The following is a 15,027-nucleotide window of genomic DNA, read 5'->3' as shown; positions in this document are numbered from 1 at the left end:
TGGTATTCATGCGGCTGATAGCCGCACTATTTGTTTGACGGATAGCTCCTATCAGATACTTGCCCTTCTCCGGATACGTGATGTGGCTCATGGTGGTTACAGGACCTGCAGAGAATTGTCCGAGCCATCAGTACATAGAAGGAATTCATCGTGGAAACTCCCCTCTCCCATCTTGCCCACCTCGAGATCACCGCTCCGGACGTCGAAGCCTCGGCACGGTTCTACGAGGAGAAGTTCGGCATGCGCATCATCGACCGCGTGGATGGCAACGTCTACCTTCGCTGCTGGGGCGATTACTACCGCTACAGCCTGGTCATCACTGAAGGCCCCGAAGCATCCTTGGGCCGGATGGCGTGGCGCACCAACTCCCAGGCCGCACTCGAAGCAGCAGCAGCCCGTGTTGAAGCAACCGGTGTGCAGGGCACGTGGACTGCCAGCGGTCACGGCTTTGGCAAGGCCTACGAGTTCACCGGTCCCTACGGCCACCACATGCGCCTGTTTTATGACGTTGAGAAGTTCGTTGCAGAGCCCGGCTTCGAATCCACCTATCCGGACCGTCCCGAGCGCCGCAGCAGCCACGCAGCCGCTCCCCGTTTCCTGGACCACGTCACGGTGGCTGCCTCCGACGTCCGGGGATTCGCCCAGTGGTACAACGAAGCTCTCGGCTTCCGCGTCATGGCCTTCGTAGATCTGGATGAAGCCCCCATCACGGTCTTCTCAGTACTGACCACCAACGAGAAGTCCCACGACCTCGGAGTTGTCCTGGACACATCCCAGCGTGGCGGCCGCGTCAACCACATCGCCTTCTGGGTGGACGCCACCGAGGACTTGCTCCGCACCGCCGACGTCATGATGGAAAACGGCACCCCCATGGAATACGGTCCCTCCATCCACGGCGTGGGCGAGCAGAACTTCCTGTACTTCCGCGATCCGTCAGGCCTGCGGGTAGAGCTGAACTCAGGCGGGTACCGCAACTACGTCCCGGACTGGGAAGCCAGCACCTGGAAGCCGTCCGAAGGCTCCAACAACTTCTACAAGAACGGTGCCATGCCGCACTCCATGACAGAATCCTTCCCGCCAGCCGAGGGCTTCACCGCCACGGAGGAGGGTGCCTCCGCCGAGATGAAGGAAGCCCTCCTGAACCCCTACGCAAAGCAGGGCCGCGGCTAATGACGCAGCCAAACTACGCACTGATCCGCTTCCAGGAGTCCGGAGACACCAAACCCAAAACCGGTCTTGTGGTGGGAGAACGTGTCCTGCCCCTGGACGGTGACATCAACTCGCTCATCCAGCACTGGGACACCACCGAAAGCGAACTGGACGCCTTGGCTGCCTCGGCGGGCGACGAAACTGGCCTGGCGTTGTCCGGCGTCGAGGTCCTTGCTCCCGTGGAACCCGTGCAGGTGCTGCAAACCGGGGCCAACTACCGCAAGCACGTGATCGACCTCGCTGTGGCCCACCGCGAAGCTGGCCAGGACGCCGAGGAGGTTCGCACCAAGACCGCTGCCATGATGGACCAGCGCGCAGGTCAGGGCACACCGTACTTCTTCATTGGCCTCCCGACGGCGATTGCCTCCGCTACGGACGACCTGACCCTGCCGGGGTACAGCAAGTCCCACGACTGGGAGCTGGAGCTCGCGGCCGTGATCGGTAAAGAAGCTTTCCGGGTGAACCCCGAAGAGGCCCTTGAATATGTCTTTGGCTACACCATGGTCAATGACATCACCACGCGCGAGTACGTATTCCGCAAGGACATGCCCGCCATTGGTTCGGATTGGTATCGCGCCAAGAACGCACCGGGCTTCCTGCCCACCGGTCCCCTGTTGGTGCCAGCCAAGTTCTTCGGTGATCCACAGGACGTCCAGGTCACACTGAAGCTCAACGGCAAAGCCATGCAGGACGAGTCCACCCAGGACATGATCTTCGGCGTCGCCAAACTGGTGAGCGAAGCTTCCCAGACAATGCCGCTGAAGCCAGGCGACCTCGTGTTGACCGGCAGCCCTGCCGGTAATGGCCAGCACTGGGGACGGCTCCTGCAGGACGGGGACGTCATGGAAGGCACCATCACCGGGCTGGGCACCCAAGTGATCCACTGCAAGGACGAACAGTGACCACCGATGCCGTGAACGTTTCCCTGATCCAGCGCAATGACCCGCTGGCCAGTATTGTGGCCGCCGCCAAGCAGTACAACAACTGGGGCCGCTGGGGCGAAGGCGACGTGCTCGGTACGTTGAACTTCATTGATGCGGCTAAGCGCGTGGAAGCCGCGGCGTTGGTCACCACCGGCGAGGCCTTTTCCCTGTCCCAGCCCTTCGACACCAACGGCCCCCAGAAGGGGTGGCGTCGCCGGACCAATCCCGTGCACACCATGACGGACACCGGTGTGGACGCCGAGCGGGGCAACCAAGGTTTCCCCCACGGCTTCGGCGGCGCCGATGACGTCATTGCCATGCCGTTGCAGTGCTCCACCCAGTGGGACGGGCTGGGCCATATCTTTGATCGTGGCAAAGCCTGGAACGGCCGCGCAGCCGGGGATGTGGTCACCTCCGAGGGCGACCTCGTCACCGGAATCGAAACCGCCGCGGCCAAAATCGTCACCCGCGGCGTGCTGCTGGACGTCGGCCGTGCACTCGGTCCGGACCTGGGACGGTCCGATGGTGAACTGCCCGACGGTTTCGCGATCACTCCGGAACACCTGGAACGCACCATTGAACGTCAAGGCCCCACCTCTGCTGTCCGCCGTGGCGACATCGTGGTGATCCGCACAGGCCAGTACACCCGCGTCCGCCGCGACGGGTGGGGCGACTACGCCGGCGGGTCCGCGCCGGGCTTGTCCTTCAGCACCGCCGAATGGCTGCACACCTCGGAAATCGCCGGAGTCGCTACGGATACCTGGGGCTTCGAAGTGAGGCCCAACGAGTTTGAGGGCGCGTTCCAGCCCTTGCACCAGATCGCCATTCCCAACCTTGGGCTGTTCCTGGGGGAAATGTGGGATCCAGACGCACTGGCCCACGCGTGCGCCGCGGATGGCAGGTATGACTTCATGCTCACTGCCGCACCGCTACCCATCACCGGGGCTGTGGGCTCGCCGGTCAATCCCATCGCGGTCCGCTGACACCCCGTCTACCACCGCACGCAGCACAATAGGCAGTAACGCCGTCGACACAAAGGAGTCTTCAGATGGCAGCAGTACAGAGGGTCGGAATCGTCGGAGCGGGAGCCGCAGGGCTTACTGCCGCCATCCTCCTGGCCGACGCAGGCGTCGAGGTGGAGGTCCTGGAGAAGGCCGCAGAGCCGCAAGCACTGGGTTCCGGGATCACGCTTCAAGGCAACGCCCTGCGAATTCTCCGCGACCTGGGTGTTTGGGATCAGGTGCAGGCGAAAGGGTACGCCTTCAGCACCCTTGGCCTGCGCGCCCCCGACCCCGCCGGCACAGTGATCGCAGTCCTGGAGGACATCCGGACCGGCGGCGACGATCTTCCGGCAACGCTCGGAATGTACCGGCCAGACTTGACTGCCATCCTCCGGGACCGGGCCCAACGAACCGGCGCCCGGATCAGCTACGGCAAAACAGTCACCGACATAGCGGACGACGGCGGCGCCGTCACCGTCCGCACGGCCGATGGCGCCAGTGCCTCCTACGATTTGCTCATAGGCGCTGACGGACTCCATTCCGCAGTCCGTACAGCGATCGGCATCGACGTCGAGCCTAAACCCACCGGCATGGGCATTTGGCGGGCTTTCGTCGAACGTCCCGAAGACGTAGTCCGGACCGACCTCACCTACGGCGGCCCCTGCTTCATTGCCGGCTATTGCCCCACCGGACCGGACACCATTTACGCCTACCTCGTGGAAAAGGCGCAGGAACGCAGGCATGAAGACGGCCCCAGGTCATGGCAGAACTTGCTGCAGCCTACGGTGGCCCGTGGAACGAAATCCGGGACAACCTGGACCACAGCGCCCGCATCAATTACACATGGTTCACCTCGCACCTGGTGGAAGGGCCCTGGAATCGCGGCCGCACCGTCATCATCGGGGACGCTGCCCACAGCTGCCCTCCGACGGTTGCCCAAGGGGCCGCCATGGCCTTGGAAGATGCCGCGGTGCTTGCGGAACTCCTGATCTCCGCCGACCACCTCACCGAGACCTTGTGGAAAGAGTTCACGGATCGACGCTTGGAGAGGGCGACTGCCGTGGTGCAGGCGTCCGTCCAGTTGGGCCAGTGGATGCTGGACGGCGTCCGGGACGCCGATGTGCCCGGACTCATGAATTCTCTGTCCACCATGCTGAAGGAACCCGCGTGAACACCCTTGCTACAGACCACCAACCCGTCATCGATGTCCACGCGCACGTCCTCATTCCGGCCCTCCAGCAAGCAGTGGCGGAAGGTGACCCGGACGGATTTGCGGCGCTCCAGGACTTGGAAGTCCTGAGGAACGGGCCTGAATCCATGGCCACCTCGGGCGCCATGATCAAGGAGCGGTGGCAACAGCTCACTGACCTCGACCGACGCCTGGCAGACATGGACGCCCAAGGCGTGGATGTCCAACTGGTCTCCCCGTCGCCGTCGCATTTCTATTATTTTGCCGGTGCGGAGCTCGCAATGACGTTGGCCAAGCAGGCAAATGAGGCAGTTCGTGAGCTCGTCGACAGGGCGCCGGACCGGTTGAACGGACTCGGACTGGTTCCATTGCAGCATCCCCATCTCATGGTCGAAGCGCTGGAGCACGCCGTTGGGGAGTGCGGCCTGCAGGGTGTGGAGATCGGATCGTTCGCCGGTACGCCCGGCGATGCGGAGCGCACCACCATAGAGCTGTCCGATCCCCGGTTGGAACCCTTCTGGAGCCGGGCGGAAGAACTGGGCGCCCTGGTTTTCCTGCATCCGTTCGGTTGTTCCCTGGACGAACGTCTTGACCGGTTCTACCTTGCCAACACCGTGTCCCAGCCCGCCGAGAACGCCGTGGCCCTGTCCCACCTCATCTTCAGCGGGGTCCTGGACCGCTACCCGGAGCTGCAGGTCCTCGCCGCCCATGGTGGGGGTTACCTTCCCACCACGATCGGCCGTTCGGACCATGCCTGGAAGGTCCGGCCCGAAGCGCGGCGGTGCGCCAAACCGCCGTCGTCCTATCTTCAGCGGATTTTCTTCGATTCGCTGGTCCATAATCCCCGCGAACTCACGGCGCTCATCGAAGCAGCCGGGCCTTCCCAAGTGATGCTCGGCTCTGACTACCCCTTTGACATGGGCTCGGACCACCCTGTTGATGAGGTTCATGCTGCCGGGCTCTCTGACGCCGACGCCTCCCGCATTCTTGCCGGCAACGCCGCCCGGCTCGGTATCACCTCCGCGGCAGCCCTCACCGCCCGCCCCACCGCCTAAGGAAGAAACCATGGTCAAGATCGCCCGCTGGAACCACGACGGCGGTACTCGGGAAGGATTCGTCGACGACGATAACTGCTTTGCCTTGCCTGAGGGACGCACCGTCCAGCACCTGCTGGAAGCCGGCCTGGAGAAGACTCTGTCCATCGCCGCGGAAACGCGCCGGACCGTGCGTCCTGTTGCCTTGCGGGACGTAAAGTTGTTGGCACCGCTGCTACCGGGCACCATCAGGGATTTTGTAGCCTTCGAGGAACATGTTGAGGGCGTTCGCAAGAGCATCGACGGCGTAGCGGGCGTGGTGGCCGAATGGTACGAAGCGCCGACGTTCTATTTCACGAATCCGCATACGGTCACCGGCACCGGCGAGGTGATCGGCATTCCTGCGGGGTGCAGCGAACTGGACTTCGAGACCGAAGTCGCAGCCGTCGTCGGGCACGTACCAGGCAGTGAAGGCAGGAACCTGTCGGCGTCGGACGCGCACCAGCACATCTTCGGTTACACCATTCTCAACGATTGGTCGGCGCGCGACCTTCAAAGGCGGGAGATGAAAGTCAGCCTTGGCCCCTGCAAAGGAAAGGACTTCGCCAATACCCTGGGGCCCTGGATCGTGACCGCTGATGAGTTTGAGCACCTGCACGACGCCCAAGGTTTCCTCCCGCTCACCATGGGGGTACAGGTCAACGGCGAGGCCATTGGCCAGGACCTCCTGTCCAACATGGGGTGGCCCTTCGCAGAGCTCGTGGCCTACGCCTCCCAGGACTCCGTGGTCCGGCCAGGCGATGTCCTGGGTTCAGGAACCTGCGGCAGCGGCTGCCTGGCCGAGCTATGGGGCCGGAACGGCGCCAAGACTCCCCCGCCCTTGAAGACCGGGGATTCCGTGGAAATGACAGTGGATGGCATCGGCTCGATTCTCAACACCGTTGGTGAACGGCGCGAAGCCGTCACCCGGGTGCCTGCCCGCAACCGGCCAGGCAGCAAAGACCGCGGCAGCCGGAAAGTGCGGGAAACTGTCACTAACCACTAAAGAAAGCGCGGTCCACTTTTGATCTCCCTGCAGCAAGACCCCGAAGGCTTCGTCCGGATGAAGAGACACTTCCCGGGCGGTGCCTCGGTGTCCGTACTCTTCACTGACGGAACCCAGGAAGTTTTCACCGGGCAACGGCTCAACGACATTTACGATGAAGCGCTGGCTGCCTATCGCGCCGGCAACAACCTTGACGCGAAAGGGTTCAACCGCGGACCCCGGAAGAAGGTCCAGCAAACCATCGAGTTCATTCCCGTCTCGCCGGGCATGTCCGGGTAGCTCACCGTCGCCGGCCGGAGGCGTGTTCCACGCAGAAGGGCGTCCACGGCCGGGCCTCGAGCCTGGCCTCCGGAATGGCCGCCCCGCACTCCTGGCACCTTCCGTAGCTGCCCTCGGCAATGCGTTCCAGGGCAGCGTTGATCTCCTCCAGGCCGGCGCGGCTTTGTTCCAGGAGGGCTTCGGCCTGCGAAAGCTCGAACGCTATGGTGCTGCCCTCGGGATCATGTTCGTCGTCCACGTTGGAGTCCTGCCGTGCAAGGCTCACAGAGGTGATGTCGCTGCGCAGCGCCTTCACCAGCTTCACTTTGTGGTCCCGCTCCTCCTCAAGGAGGACCCTGAACCGTTCTGCGTCCTCCACGGCTGTTCAGAGTTCCACTGTCCCACTCTCGCCCACGCTGAACCGGGAGTTGGTGACCTTGGACTTGACCCACTGAAGTACCGTGGCGGCTGTTCCACCCGGGCTGGTCCAGTATTCTGCCGAGTCCGAATCGACGTGCAGCAGGCAAACCTCCGGAGTGTCCGGCCCATCCGGGTACCAGGCTTCCACCACTTGGTTCCACAGATCGCGGATTTTCTGGCGATCCGTGACAACTTCGGCGGTACCGGCCACCGACACCCACTCCGTGTTTTTGCCGAAGGACACATTTACCCGGGCATCCTGCCGGACATGCGCCACCTGCGAGGTGTCCAGTCCCGCAAAGAACCACATGTCGCCGTCGTCCTTGACGTCCTGAACGGCGAGCGGACGGCTGACCAGTGCGCCGTCTTGGTTGATGGTGGTCAACATTCCGATCCTGGAGTCGTTGATGATGTCCGTGACCTTCTTGATGTCCTGCTCTTCAGTCATTCCTCGCCTCGCTCTTTTCCGTGCCGGGGACTGTCCCCAAACGGTCAGCCTAATAGTAAGACTACTGATTTACTAGGCGGCCAAGGAATGTCGGTAAAAGGCCAGGAATGCACAGGACGTGGCCTGCCGGGAATCATGGCGGCCTGTTGTCCGTTCTCTTTGATGATGACGGCCGACGGCGGTCAGGCATGCCTCCACGGGGCACGCAAACGACGGGAAGTTTGGGGACTGCCATGACGTTGGACGAAACACTTGCCCACCTGCGGGCCGCGCACCTCATGGTCCGCGACGCCCAGGAGTGGGACGGCCTCACCACAGCACTGGGCTCAGCCTATGCGGCCAAGGATGAGGATCTTATTGAACAACTGAGGCCGCCGTACCTTCAGTCATGGCGGACCGTGACGGGCAATGTCCTCAGGGATACCTTTGACGCAGCAGGCATCTCAGTAGCCGATCCCGACCATCCTTGGGGAATTGCCACTTTGACCGCGAACGGCTTCAGCGCAGAACCGCTGCTGTGCCTTGTTGATGAAGCGCACGCCGACGCAACGGAAACTGCCCAGCCGGAGACCATCCGGCTCCTCACCTTTTCCGAAGCAATGAGCCACTACGCGGACTGCCTGGCGCCCTTCTTTGACAATCGGGTCCAGCAACCACGGTGAAAATCCTGTTTCCCCAACGAAGCCCCCAGCCGCTACGGAGCGACTGAGGGCTCCTCGAGCAGAGCGAGCAGCCGGGAGCCCGCATCCCGGAGTTCGGCACCGTGGGAGAACACCATCCTGTCCGGAGACATGTCGGCGATCTTCCAGAGCGAACGTTCGGCCTCCGCTGGGTCAGCCGTGAATGGGGCGGGTGGTCGCACCATGGTCCCGTCCATGACACCCACGGTGTCGCCCACGAACATCAAGCCCTCATCTTCCAACATCAAACTGAGGTGGCCCTCGGTATGCCCGGGTGTCCGGATAACCCGCAACCCGCGGATCTGCTGGCCATCAGAGGCTGGCTGCAACAGTCCGCCCGGGACCACGGCGTCGGACTCGCCGTCGCCGGCCCACACCGCAACTCCCGTCGTCCTGGACAGGACGTCGTCCAAACCGCCAACGTGATCCGGATGCGAATGCGTAAGCACGACGTCCGAGACGTCACTCCAGCCCGCGCCAACCCGGTCCAGCGCCAGTTCGATCTCGACGATACTGCCGGCCAGGCCCGTATCGATCAGGACAATTCCTTCAGCGATGGGGAGCACGAAGCAGCGTACGTCGAAGCTGAGCTTGTCCGGTCCAGCCATTCCAGCGGGCAGATGCACTTGCTGGACGATCGTTTCCAGTGCCCGGCTCATGGCTGCCGGCTTCCCGGAGGTCCGTCGATAACCCTCGGGATGTACTCCAGCAGTTGGGACCTCCCATCAAAGGTCCGGCTGTCCACCATCTCAAGTGCCACGTCCGGGTAGCCATCGTAAATCCGTTCCTGCCCGGTCTTGCCGGTGATGACGGGAAAAACCACCAGCCGATACCTGTCCACCAAACCGGCCGTCAGCAATGACCGGCACAGACTGAGGCTGCCGAGGGTGCTCAACGTGCCCGTGCGCGTCCGCTTCATTTCCCTCACTGCTTCAACGGCATCGCCGGACACCAACTCCGAATTGGGCCAGGCCAAGGGTTCTGTGAGGGTGGAGGAGAAGATGACTTTGGGCATGGCCGCCAGACCTGACAAGCTGGCGCCTTCCTCCTCGGAAAACCCGGATCCATCCCCCGACGCCTGCTCGGACATGCTGGACATCACCCGATACGTGTTGGCGCCCATCAGCATGGTGAGGTCCTTCTTGCCTTCCTCCTCAAGCCAGGCCAAGTACTCAGGGCCCTCAAGGCCCCACCAGCCAGGCCACCCCTCTGCGGAGGCGTAGCCGTCCAGGGAGATGATCAGGTCCACCATCAGGGTTGCCGATGGCCCGCTTACGGTTGACTCGCTCATGGGCTGCCTCCTCGGATCTACCGTGCGGGACATGCTAGCCCCGGAGCGGAGAGCCATTCAAGGGGTCTAGGATTAAAGCACCAGGAGGGCAAATCCACCAAGCGTGCTCAGGATGCCGACTCCAGTGAGGATCCAACCGACAATCAGCACTGTATGGTCGTGCCGTGGTGGTTCAAGCGAGCATCGCGAAGGATGGCAGACGTCGTAGTGGACCACCACCGCCCGGGGCTCATAGCCTCCGGCGCCGGCAGGGACGTCCAACAGGACTTTGCGTTCCTCATCTGACTGGTCAACCCAGTGGAGGCCCATGAATCCGCCCGCGGCAAAGCGTTCACCGTCCGCGGTCACCCAAACGCATCGGCGCTTGGCGATGATCCAGGCACTGATCAGCAACGGCACACCCGGGACGAACCCCACCCAGGTCATCATTTCCAGAATGGGGCCAAGAACGTCCACGGTACCGGCCATACTGTCGATCCTATGTGCTGGAGGCCGCTGTCCGGGAGGTCATGAAGCGGGAGGTCAGACGTTGCGGTCTACCCGGGAGCGCCACAACAGATAAACGAAGTACGGTGCTCCCACCAGAGCCGTCATGATGCCCGCGGGAATCTGCGCGGGAGCGATGACAGTCCTGCCAATCACGTCTGCGAAGACCACAGTGCCGGCCCCAATGAGGGCGGCCACCGGAAGGACGCGGGAGTGCCGCGCCCCCACCAAAGTACGGGCAGCGTGGGGGGCCACCAGGCCGACGAACGCGATCACGCCCACCGATGAAACGGCACCCGCCGTCAAGAGCACCGCGATTGAGAGCAGGAGCAGGCGTGATCCGGACAGCCCAATGCCCAGCACGCGGGGAGAATCATCATCCACCGCAATGAGGTCCAGGTCCCGCCGCATTCCAGCCAGCACAGGTATCGAGACCAGTAAAGCAAGGAGCGGCGGCAGGACCGACGCGAAATTGCGGCCATACGTGGAGCCGGACAACCACGTCAGCGCCTTCGTCTGGTTGAACGGGTCCGTACTCACCAGGAGGACGGTAATCATCGCGGCCAATCCTGCGGAGACACCGATGCCTATCAACACCAGGCGGTTCTGTTGCAGTCCTCCGCGGAAGGCGAGGCCGAAGACCAGCAGCGCCGACAATGCGGCGCCGCCCAGCGCGGAGCCGGTGATCACCCACGAGCCGGCAGCCGGGACGGTGGTGATGACGATGATTGCTGCCAGTCCGCCGCCGCCGGAGACCCCCAGGATTCCAGGCTCGGCCAGGGAGTTCCGGGAGACTGCCTGGATGAGCGCACCGGCAAGAGCCAGTGCAGCTCCGGCAAGAACCGCCGCCAGGACCCGCGGCATGCGCGTACCCAGCACGGCACTGACACGGTTTCCGGACTGGCCCGTGAGCCAATTGACCAGATCACCGAGCAGGAGTTTCGCATCACCCAGCAGCGCTCCGGCCACCAGCAAGCCAGTGAGCACCACCAGCAGCCCGATCAACACTGTGAGGAAGAACCGGCGTGATCGTAGCCGCGCCAACGCGTCGCCTGCAACGCTCAACCCGGCGTCGGACATCCGCATGGCCAGGACCACCAGGAAGACGGCGCCGAAGACCGTGGTGACTGCACCGGTAGGGACTTCGACGCCGGCTTGGGCGCCGAAGAGGCCACGGACAAGAACGTCGGCTCCGATGACCACCACTGCACCGGCCAAACCGGAGATGGGCAGCAACGCCCGGTGCCGGCCAAGGCCGCGGAGCCGGGAGGCCAGCAGCCGAACAATTGCCGGGGCGCACAGGCCCACGAACCCAATCGGCCCGGCGATGGTTACCGCCGATGCGGACAGGACGACGGCAAGTACGACGGCGCCAACCCGGGCCAGACGCGGATCCGCACCTGCCAGCCGGGAGGCGTCGTCGCCCAGGCCGAGTAAATCCATCCTGCGGGCGAGGAGGAACAAGCCTGCAATGCCCAGAAGAATGACCGGTGTGAACTGGATCAGTTCATCGGTGCGTGACTGGGCAAGGCTGCCCTGCCCCCAGGCGTAGAGTCCGGTGGTTTCCTGGCTGAACAACAGCAACAGCGCGCTGGTGGCCGAATGCAGGCCGAGGGCCAGTGCCGTGCCGGCCAACACCAAACGGATGGGACCGCCGTTGCCGTTCGCTCCCCCACCGGACAACGCCAGAACCAGCATTGCCGCAGCAAGTCCGCCGATGAAGGCAATACCACCGGACAGCAGCGCCGGCAGCGTCAGCCCGAACGCGGCCACTGCCACGATCGCAAAGTGGGCTCCGGCGTTGACCGCCAGAGTGTCCGGGGAAGCAAGAACGTTGCGGGTGGCCGACTGCAGTGCCGCACCGGCCACCCCCAACGCGACGCCGACCAACAGGCCGGCGAAAAGCCGCGGTATGCGCGAGGCGACCAACACTGCGGTTTCCTGGTCAGTTCCGCCACCAGTGACCAGCCCCAGCAACTGCAACGGGCCGACGTCGGCCGTTCCTTGCGTGAGGTGGAGCGCCGACAACAGGACCAAGGCAACCATCCCGGAGGCAGCCACAAGGACCGGGCCGGAAAGACGCCGGGCGCCTTGGCGGGCGCCGTGTCCGGTGGGCGGCGTGGGGACCGGAGTACCCGCCACGGCCGTGTGTACGGTCATGGCGGGCCTCTTCACAGTGTCGGTCATGGGGTAGGACTACTTGGTGAGGGACGCGACGATCGCGTCGACATACTGGGTCATCGAGGCAGGGCCACCGAACATCCAGATGCCATCAGAAAGGCGGTGCACGTTGCCGGAGGTCACGAACGGAAGGGACTTCCACACGGCGTTGTCGGTCAACTGCTCGGTGAAGTCACCGTCGGCACTGTTGGTGATGTACACAAAGTGGTCGGCATTGAGGGCAGTCAGGCCTTCGACGTCCGTGGAGCCCAAGCCGTACGCAGGGTCGCCTTCAACTGTCCAAGGGTCGACGAGTCCCAGTTCGGTATTGATGTCAGCCAGCAGGGAGCCCTTGGTGTAGGGGCGGATGGAAACCTTGCCGTCAGCAACCCAGCCGTCGGCGAACGCCACGCGGGCACCGCCAAGGCCGGCCTTCTCAAATTCAGCTTTGCCCTTGATGACAGCGGCATCAAAAGCTGCGATGGCCTCGTCAGCCTTCTTCTCCGTGCCGGTTGCCTTGGCGACCAGCTTCAAGTTGTCTTCAGCCTGCGCAATTTGGCGGCTGCCATCGGCGGACTTCACCACAACAACGGGAGCCAACTCTTCGAGCTGCTTGATGACTGGTTCGGCAAGATCAGTGGTCGCCACGATCAGGTCAGGATCGAGGGACGCGATGGTGTCGAAGCTGGGCTCGTTGCGGGTTCCGATGTCCGTGGGAGTGCTGTCCAGCTTGCCGGCGGTAACCCAGGCACTGTAGCCCTTGACGTCTGCAACGCCTACCGGCATGACGCCGAGGGTGGTCAGGTTCTCCACCACGTTCCATTCCGTGCCCACCACGCGCTTGGCTGGGCCGTCGAGCTTGACCTCGGTGCCGCGGGCGTCGGTCACGGTGATGGCTTCGCCGGCAGCGGCGGTGTTGGACGCCTGGCTGGCAGGTCCTTCAGTAGTACCGCAGCCGGTGAGCAGGACTGCCAGGGCAGCAGTGGCAGCCAATGCCTTGTGGATCTTCATGGACACGGGGTCCCTTTCGTGTTGGGGTGCTGACGTTGTATTGGAAGTCTTCAACTGTCGTTGTGCCGGCCCACCGCGCGGGTGCGCAGCCTGCCGGTCAGCGGATCAGTGTGGGTCACGATGGGGATTGAATAGACGTCGCTCAACAGCGCTGCGTCGAGGGCTTCGTGGGCTGGGCCCGCTGCTGCAATCCGACCCTCCGAGAGAACCACCACGTGGTCGGCCAGCGCTGCGGCTTCATCGAGGTCGTGCAGGACCACGCCAATCGCCACACCGTGGACGCGGGCGAGGTCGTACACCAGGTCAAAGATCTCCACCTTGTACCGGAGGTCCAGGTGGTTGGTTGGTTCATCGAGGAGCAACACCGACGTGTCCTGGGCCAGGCAGCTTGCCAACCACACCCGTTGCAGTTGCCCGCCGGAAAGTTCCTGGACACCACGATCAGCAAGTTCAGCTACGCCTGTCAGCTCCATGGCGCGGTGGACAGCAGCGGGTCCCTCGGGATCGGCAGCACGCCACCGTCCGCGGTACGGATGGCGGCCGAACTCCACGACGTCACGAACGCTCAGTCCGTGCGGCACGGGCCGGCTCTGCGACAGCAACGTTACATGGCGGGCGAAGTCACTGCGCTTCATCATCAGCGCATCCGATGCTTCTCCACCGTCAGGCCGGACCCTGATAGTTCCGGAGGAGGCCTCATGCAGCCGGGCGAGCGCACGGAGCAGCGTGGACTTGCCGCTGCCGTTCGGACCCACCAAGGCCACGATGCGGCCTGGCTCCAGGCGGAGCCCGGCACCGTGCACCACGTCCTTGTCTCCGTAGCGGAGGACCAGGTCTGTGGCTTCAAGCCCGGAAAGTTCACTCTGTTCAATCACAAAACGAAAGATTAGCTTAGGCTTACCTAATTTCTAAAACCGTGTCGGGGGATGTCCCTGCACTCGCTGACTCCGGAAGGCTCAGGGCGTGCAAGGCTTGAGTCATGGACCTGGATATCTCCCCCACAGTGACGGTTCCCGCCTCGGAGTTGTCCTGGCGGTTTTCGCGGTCGTCGGGACCCGGTGGCCAGCACGTCAACACCACTGACAGCCGGGCCGAACTGATGTGGAACGTTGCTAAAACGGCGGCCCTGACGGATGGGCAGCTCCAGCTGCTGCTCAGGCGCCTGGGGCCGAGACTCGTTGACGGAGTGATCACAGTGTCGGCCGCCGAGGAGCGGTCACAGCTGCGCAACCGCGAGATCGCACTGGCCAAACTTGCTGACATCGTCAGGACGGGCCTTGTCCCGGAAGCCATTCGCCGCCCCTCCAAACCCACCCGCGGCTCGGCCCGCCGGCACCGCGCAGCCAAGGAACTCAGGTCCGCCACCAAGCAGCAACGACGCCGGCCTCCAACCGAGTAGCGCAGATTGCGGGCGACACCGAGCCTGACTAGGCCTTGGTGTCCTCAACCCACTGCGCGCGCCACTCTGGAGCTTGGAAGGCTTCGCTCCAGTAGGCGGTTTCCTTGGCAATCCTGCCGTCGCGGAATTCGAAGATGAAGACCGTCTCATAGGCAGGTCCGCCATAGTCCAGCAAGGCCTCAGCCGTCACCAGGTTGCCGCCGCTCAGGAGGCGGCGCGGCGTAATGGTGGGGAGTTGCGGGAAGGCACTGTAGATGGCCCTGCGGTTCTCCGCCCCGCGAACCACTTCCCCGGATTGAGGCCAATGCATCACGGCGTCGTCATGGAACAGCTCATCCATGACCTCGATACGACGATTGTTGATGCAGTCGATCAGCCGCTTGACCACGTTCTCGTTGGTGCGCTGTTCATCCAGGGTTTCGTCAGCCATGATCCGCATTGTCCTCCTGGGGACCCTCATGCACTAGCGTTTG

17 protein-coding genes and 1 pseudogene are annotated in these 15,027 nt (G+C 63.5%); 9 read left to right on the top strand and 9 right to left on the bottom strand.

The features are described 5' to 3' along the window. Positions 1-150 precede the first annotated feature (150 nt). From CGK93_RS11850 to CGK93_RS11820, 7 genes and pseudogenes are all read left to right on the top strand, one after another. Entirely contained in the window at positions 151-1,170 is a 1,020-nt protein-coding gene (locus tag CGK93_RS11850) for a VOC family protein (RefSeq protein WP_089594999.1), read from the top strand. Beyond that, the gene (locus CGK93_RS11845; protein ID WP_089594998.1) at positions 1,170-2,111 is read left to right on the top strand and encodes a fumarylacetoacetate hydrolase family protein; all 942 of its coding nucleotides are present in this window, start codon (positions 1,170-1,172) and stop codon (positions 2,109-2,111) included. Before CGK93_RS11850 ends, CGK93_RS11845 begins: the two co-directional genes overlap by 1 nt. Beyond that, positions 2,108-3,115, top strand: a complete 1,008-nt coding sequence (locus tag CGK93_RS11840) for a cyclase family protein (RefSeq protein ID WP_089594997.1) — start codon at positions 2,108-2,110, stop codon at positions 3,113-3,115. Before CGK93_RS11845 ends, CGK93_RS11840 begins: the two co-directional genes overlap by 4 nt. A gap of 65 nt (positions 3,116-3,180) precedes the next feature. After that, positions 3,181-4,304 (top strand): annotated as a pseudogene (locus CGK93_RS11835) (FAD-dependent monooxygenase). Continuing rightward, positions 4,301-5,377 (top strand): amidohydrolase family protein, encoded by a 1,077-nt coding sequence (locus CGK93_RS11830; protein ID WP_089594996.1) that lies wholly within the window; start codon positions 4,301-4,303, stop codon positions 5,375-5,377. Before CGK93_RS11835 ends, CGK93_RS11830 begins: the two are co-directional and overlap by 4 nt. Positions 5,378-5,387: 10 nt before the next feature. Further along, positions 5,388-6,401 (top strand): fumarylacetoacetate hydrolase family protein, encoded by a 1,014-nt coding sequence (locus CGK93_RS11825; RefSeq protein ID WP_089594995.1) that lies wholly within the window; start codon positions 5,388-5,390, stop codon positions 6,399-6,401. An 18-nt stretch (positions 6,402-6,419) separates the two neighbouring features. Next, positions 6,420-6,680 carry a hypothetical protein gene (locus tag CGK93_RS11820; RefSeq protein ID WP_089594994.1) on the top strand — a complete coding sequence of 87 codons (261 nt, stop codon included), beginning with the start codon at positions 6,420-6,422 and terminating at the stop codon, positions 6,678-6,680. 1 nt (position 6,681) lies between these two features. On the opposite strand, the gene CGK93_RS11815 is transcribed toward CGK93_RS11820, so the two are convergent. Next, the gene (locus CGK93_RS11815) at positions 6,682-7,038 is read right to left on the bottom strand and encodes a TraR/DksA family transcriptional regulator (protein ID WP_089594993.1); all 357 of its coding nucleotides are present in this window, start codon (positions 7,036-7,038) and stop codon (positions 6,682-6,684) included. A gap of 6 nt (positions 7,039-7,044) precedes the next feature. Beyond that, the gene (locus tag CGK93_RS11810; protein ID WP_089594992.1) at positions 7,045-7,527 is read right to left on the bottom strand and encodes a pyridoxamine 5'-phosphate oxidase family protein; all 483 of its coding nucleotides are present in this window, start codon (positions 7,525-7,527) and stop codon (positions 7,045-7,047) included. 233 nt (positions 7,528-7,760) lie between these two features. Between CGK93_RS11810 and CGK93_RS11805 the strand changes: the two genes are divergently transcribed. Next, complete coding sequence (locus CGK93_RS11805; protein WP_232481292.1) at positions 7,761-8,189, top strand: hypothetical protein; 429 nt, start codon at positions 7,761-7,763, stop codon at positions 8,187-8,189. Positions 8,190-8,221: 32 nt separating this feature from the next. Here CGK93_RS11805 and CGK93_RS11800 read toward each other — a convergent pair whose 3' ends face one another. The 6 genes from CGK93_RS11800 to CGK93_RS11775 all read right to left on the bottom strand — a co-directional run bounded on the left by CGK93_RS11800 (position 8,222) and on the right by CGK93_RS11775 (position 14,030). Then, the gene (locus tag CGK93_RS11800; protein ID WP_089594991.1) at positions 8,222-8,866 is read right to left on the bottom strand and encodes an MBL fold metallo-hydrolase; all 645 of its coding nucleotides are present in this window, start codon (positions 8,864-8,866) and stop codon (positions 8,222-8,224) included. Beyond that, entirely contained in the window at positions 8,863-9,498 is a 636-nt protein-coding gene (locus CGK93_RS11795; protein ID WP_089594990.1) for a dihydrofolate reductase family protein, read from the bottom strand. The genes CGK93_RS11800 and CGK93_RS11795 overlap by 4 nt, the downstream gene beginning before the upstream one ends. Positions 9,499-9,570: 72 nt before the next feature. Then, positions 9,571-9,966 (bottom strand): hypothetical protein, encoded by a 396-nt coding sequence (locus CGK93_RS11790; protein WP_089594989.1) that lies wholly within the window; start codon positions 9,964-9,966, stop codon positions 9,571-9,573. A gap of 54 nt (positions 9,967-10,020) precedes the next feature. Then, positions 10,021-12,171 (bottom strand): iron ABC transporter permease, encoded by a 2,151-nt coding sequence (locus CGK93_RS11785; protein WP_089594988.1) that lies wholly within the window; start codon positions 12,169-12,171, stop codon positions 10,021-10,023. A 9-nt stretch (positions 12,172-12,180) separates the two neighbouring features. Continuing rightward, on the bottom strand, positions 12,181-13,161 hold the full coding sequence (locus CGK93_RS11780; RefSeq protein ID WP_089594987.1) for an ABC transporter substrate-binding protein: 981 nt from the start codon (positions 13,159-13,161) through the stop codon (positions 12,181-12,183). Between the two features lie 44 nt (positions 13,162-13,205). After that, the gene (locus CGK93_RS11775; RefSeq protein WP_089594986.1) at positions 13,206-14,030 is read right to left on the bottom strand and encodes an ABC transporter ATP-binding protein; all 825 of its coding nucleotides are present in this window, start codon (positions 14,028-14,030) and stop codon (positions 13,206-13,208) included. A gap of 104 nt (positions 14,031-14,134) precedes the next feature. Here CGK93_RS11775 and arfB point away from each other — a divergent pair, with 104 nt between their 5' ends. Further along, positions 14,135-14,554, top strand: coding sequence for an alternative ribosome rescue aminoacyl-tRNA hydrolase ArfB (arfB, locus tag CGK93_RS11770; protein ID WP_089594985.1), 420 nt, complete (start codon positions 14,135-14,137; stop codon positions 14,552-14,554). Between the two features lie 28 nt (positions 14,555-14,582). On the opposite strand, the gene CGK93_RS11765 is transcribed toward arfB, so the two are convergent. Beyond that, the gene (locus CGK93_RS11765; protein ID WP_232481288.1) at positions 14,583-14,984 is read right to left on the bottom strand and encodes a nuclear transport factor 2 family protein; all 402 of its coding nucleotides are present in this window, start codon (positions 14,982-14,984) and stop codon (positions 14,583-14,585) included. Positions 14,985-15,027 lie beyond the last annotated feature (43 nt).

This window comes from Arthrobacter sp. YN (assembly GCF_002224285.1).
Classification (GTDB): domain Bacteria; phylum Actinomycetota; class Actinomycetes; order Actinomycetales; family Micrococcaceae; genus Arthrobacter.
This window is presented reverse-complemented; position numbering and strand designations above follow the sequence as displayed.

Bases quoted from the DNA above. Each gene is read 5' to 3' on its own strand.
- CGK93_RS11845 (WP_089594998.1), top strand. From the start codon at position 1,170: ATGACGCAGCCAAACTACGCACTGATCCGCTTCCAGGAGTCCGGAGAC.
- CGK93_RS11825 (WP_089594995.1), top strand. From the start codon at position 5,388: ATGGTCAAGATCGCCCGCTGGAACCACGACGGCGGTACTCGGGAAGGA.
- CGK93_RS11810 (WP_089594992.1), bottom strand. From the start codon at position 7,527: ATGACTGAAGAGCAGGACATCAAGAAGGTCACGGACATCATCAACGAC.
- CGK93_RS11805 (WP_232481292.1), top strand. From the start codon at position 7,761: ATGACGTTGGACGAAACACTTGCCCACCTGCGGGCCGCGCACCTCATG.
- CGK93_RS11800 (WP_089594991.1), bottom strand. From the start codon at position 8,866: ATGAGCCGGGCACTGGAAACGATCGTCCAGCAAGTGCATCTGCCCGCT.
- CGK93_RS11795 (WP_089594990.1), bottom strand. From the start codon at position 9,498: ATGAGCGAGTCAACCGTAAGCGGGCCATCGGCAACCCTGATGGTGGAC.
- CGK93_RS11790 (WP_089594989.1), bottom strand. From the start codon at position 9,966: ATGGCCGGTACCGTGGACGTTCTTGGCCCCATTCTGGAAATGATGACC.
- CGK93_RS11785 (WP_089594988.1), bottom strand. From the start codon at position 12,171: ATGACCGACACTGTGAAGAGGCCCGCCATGACCGTACACACGGCCGTG.
- arfB (WP_089594985.1), top strand. From the start codon at position 14,135: ATGGACCTGGATATCTCCCCCACAGTGACGGTTCCCGCCTCGGAGTTG.
- CGK93_RS11765 (WP_232481288.1), bottom strand. From the start codon at position 14,984: ATGGCTGACGAAACCCTGGATGAACAGCGCACCAACGAGAACGTGGTC.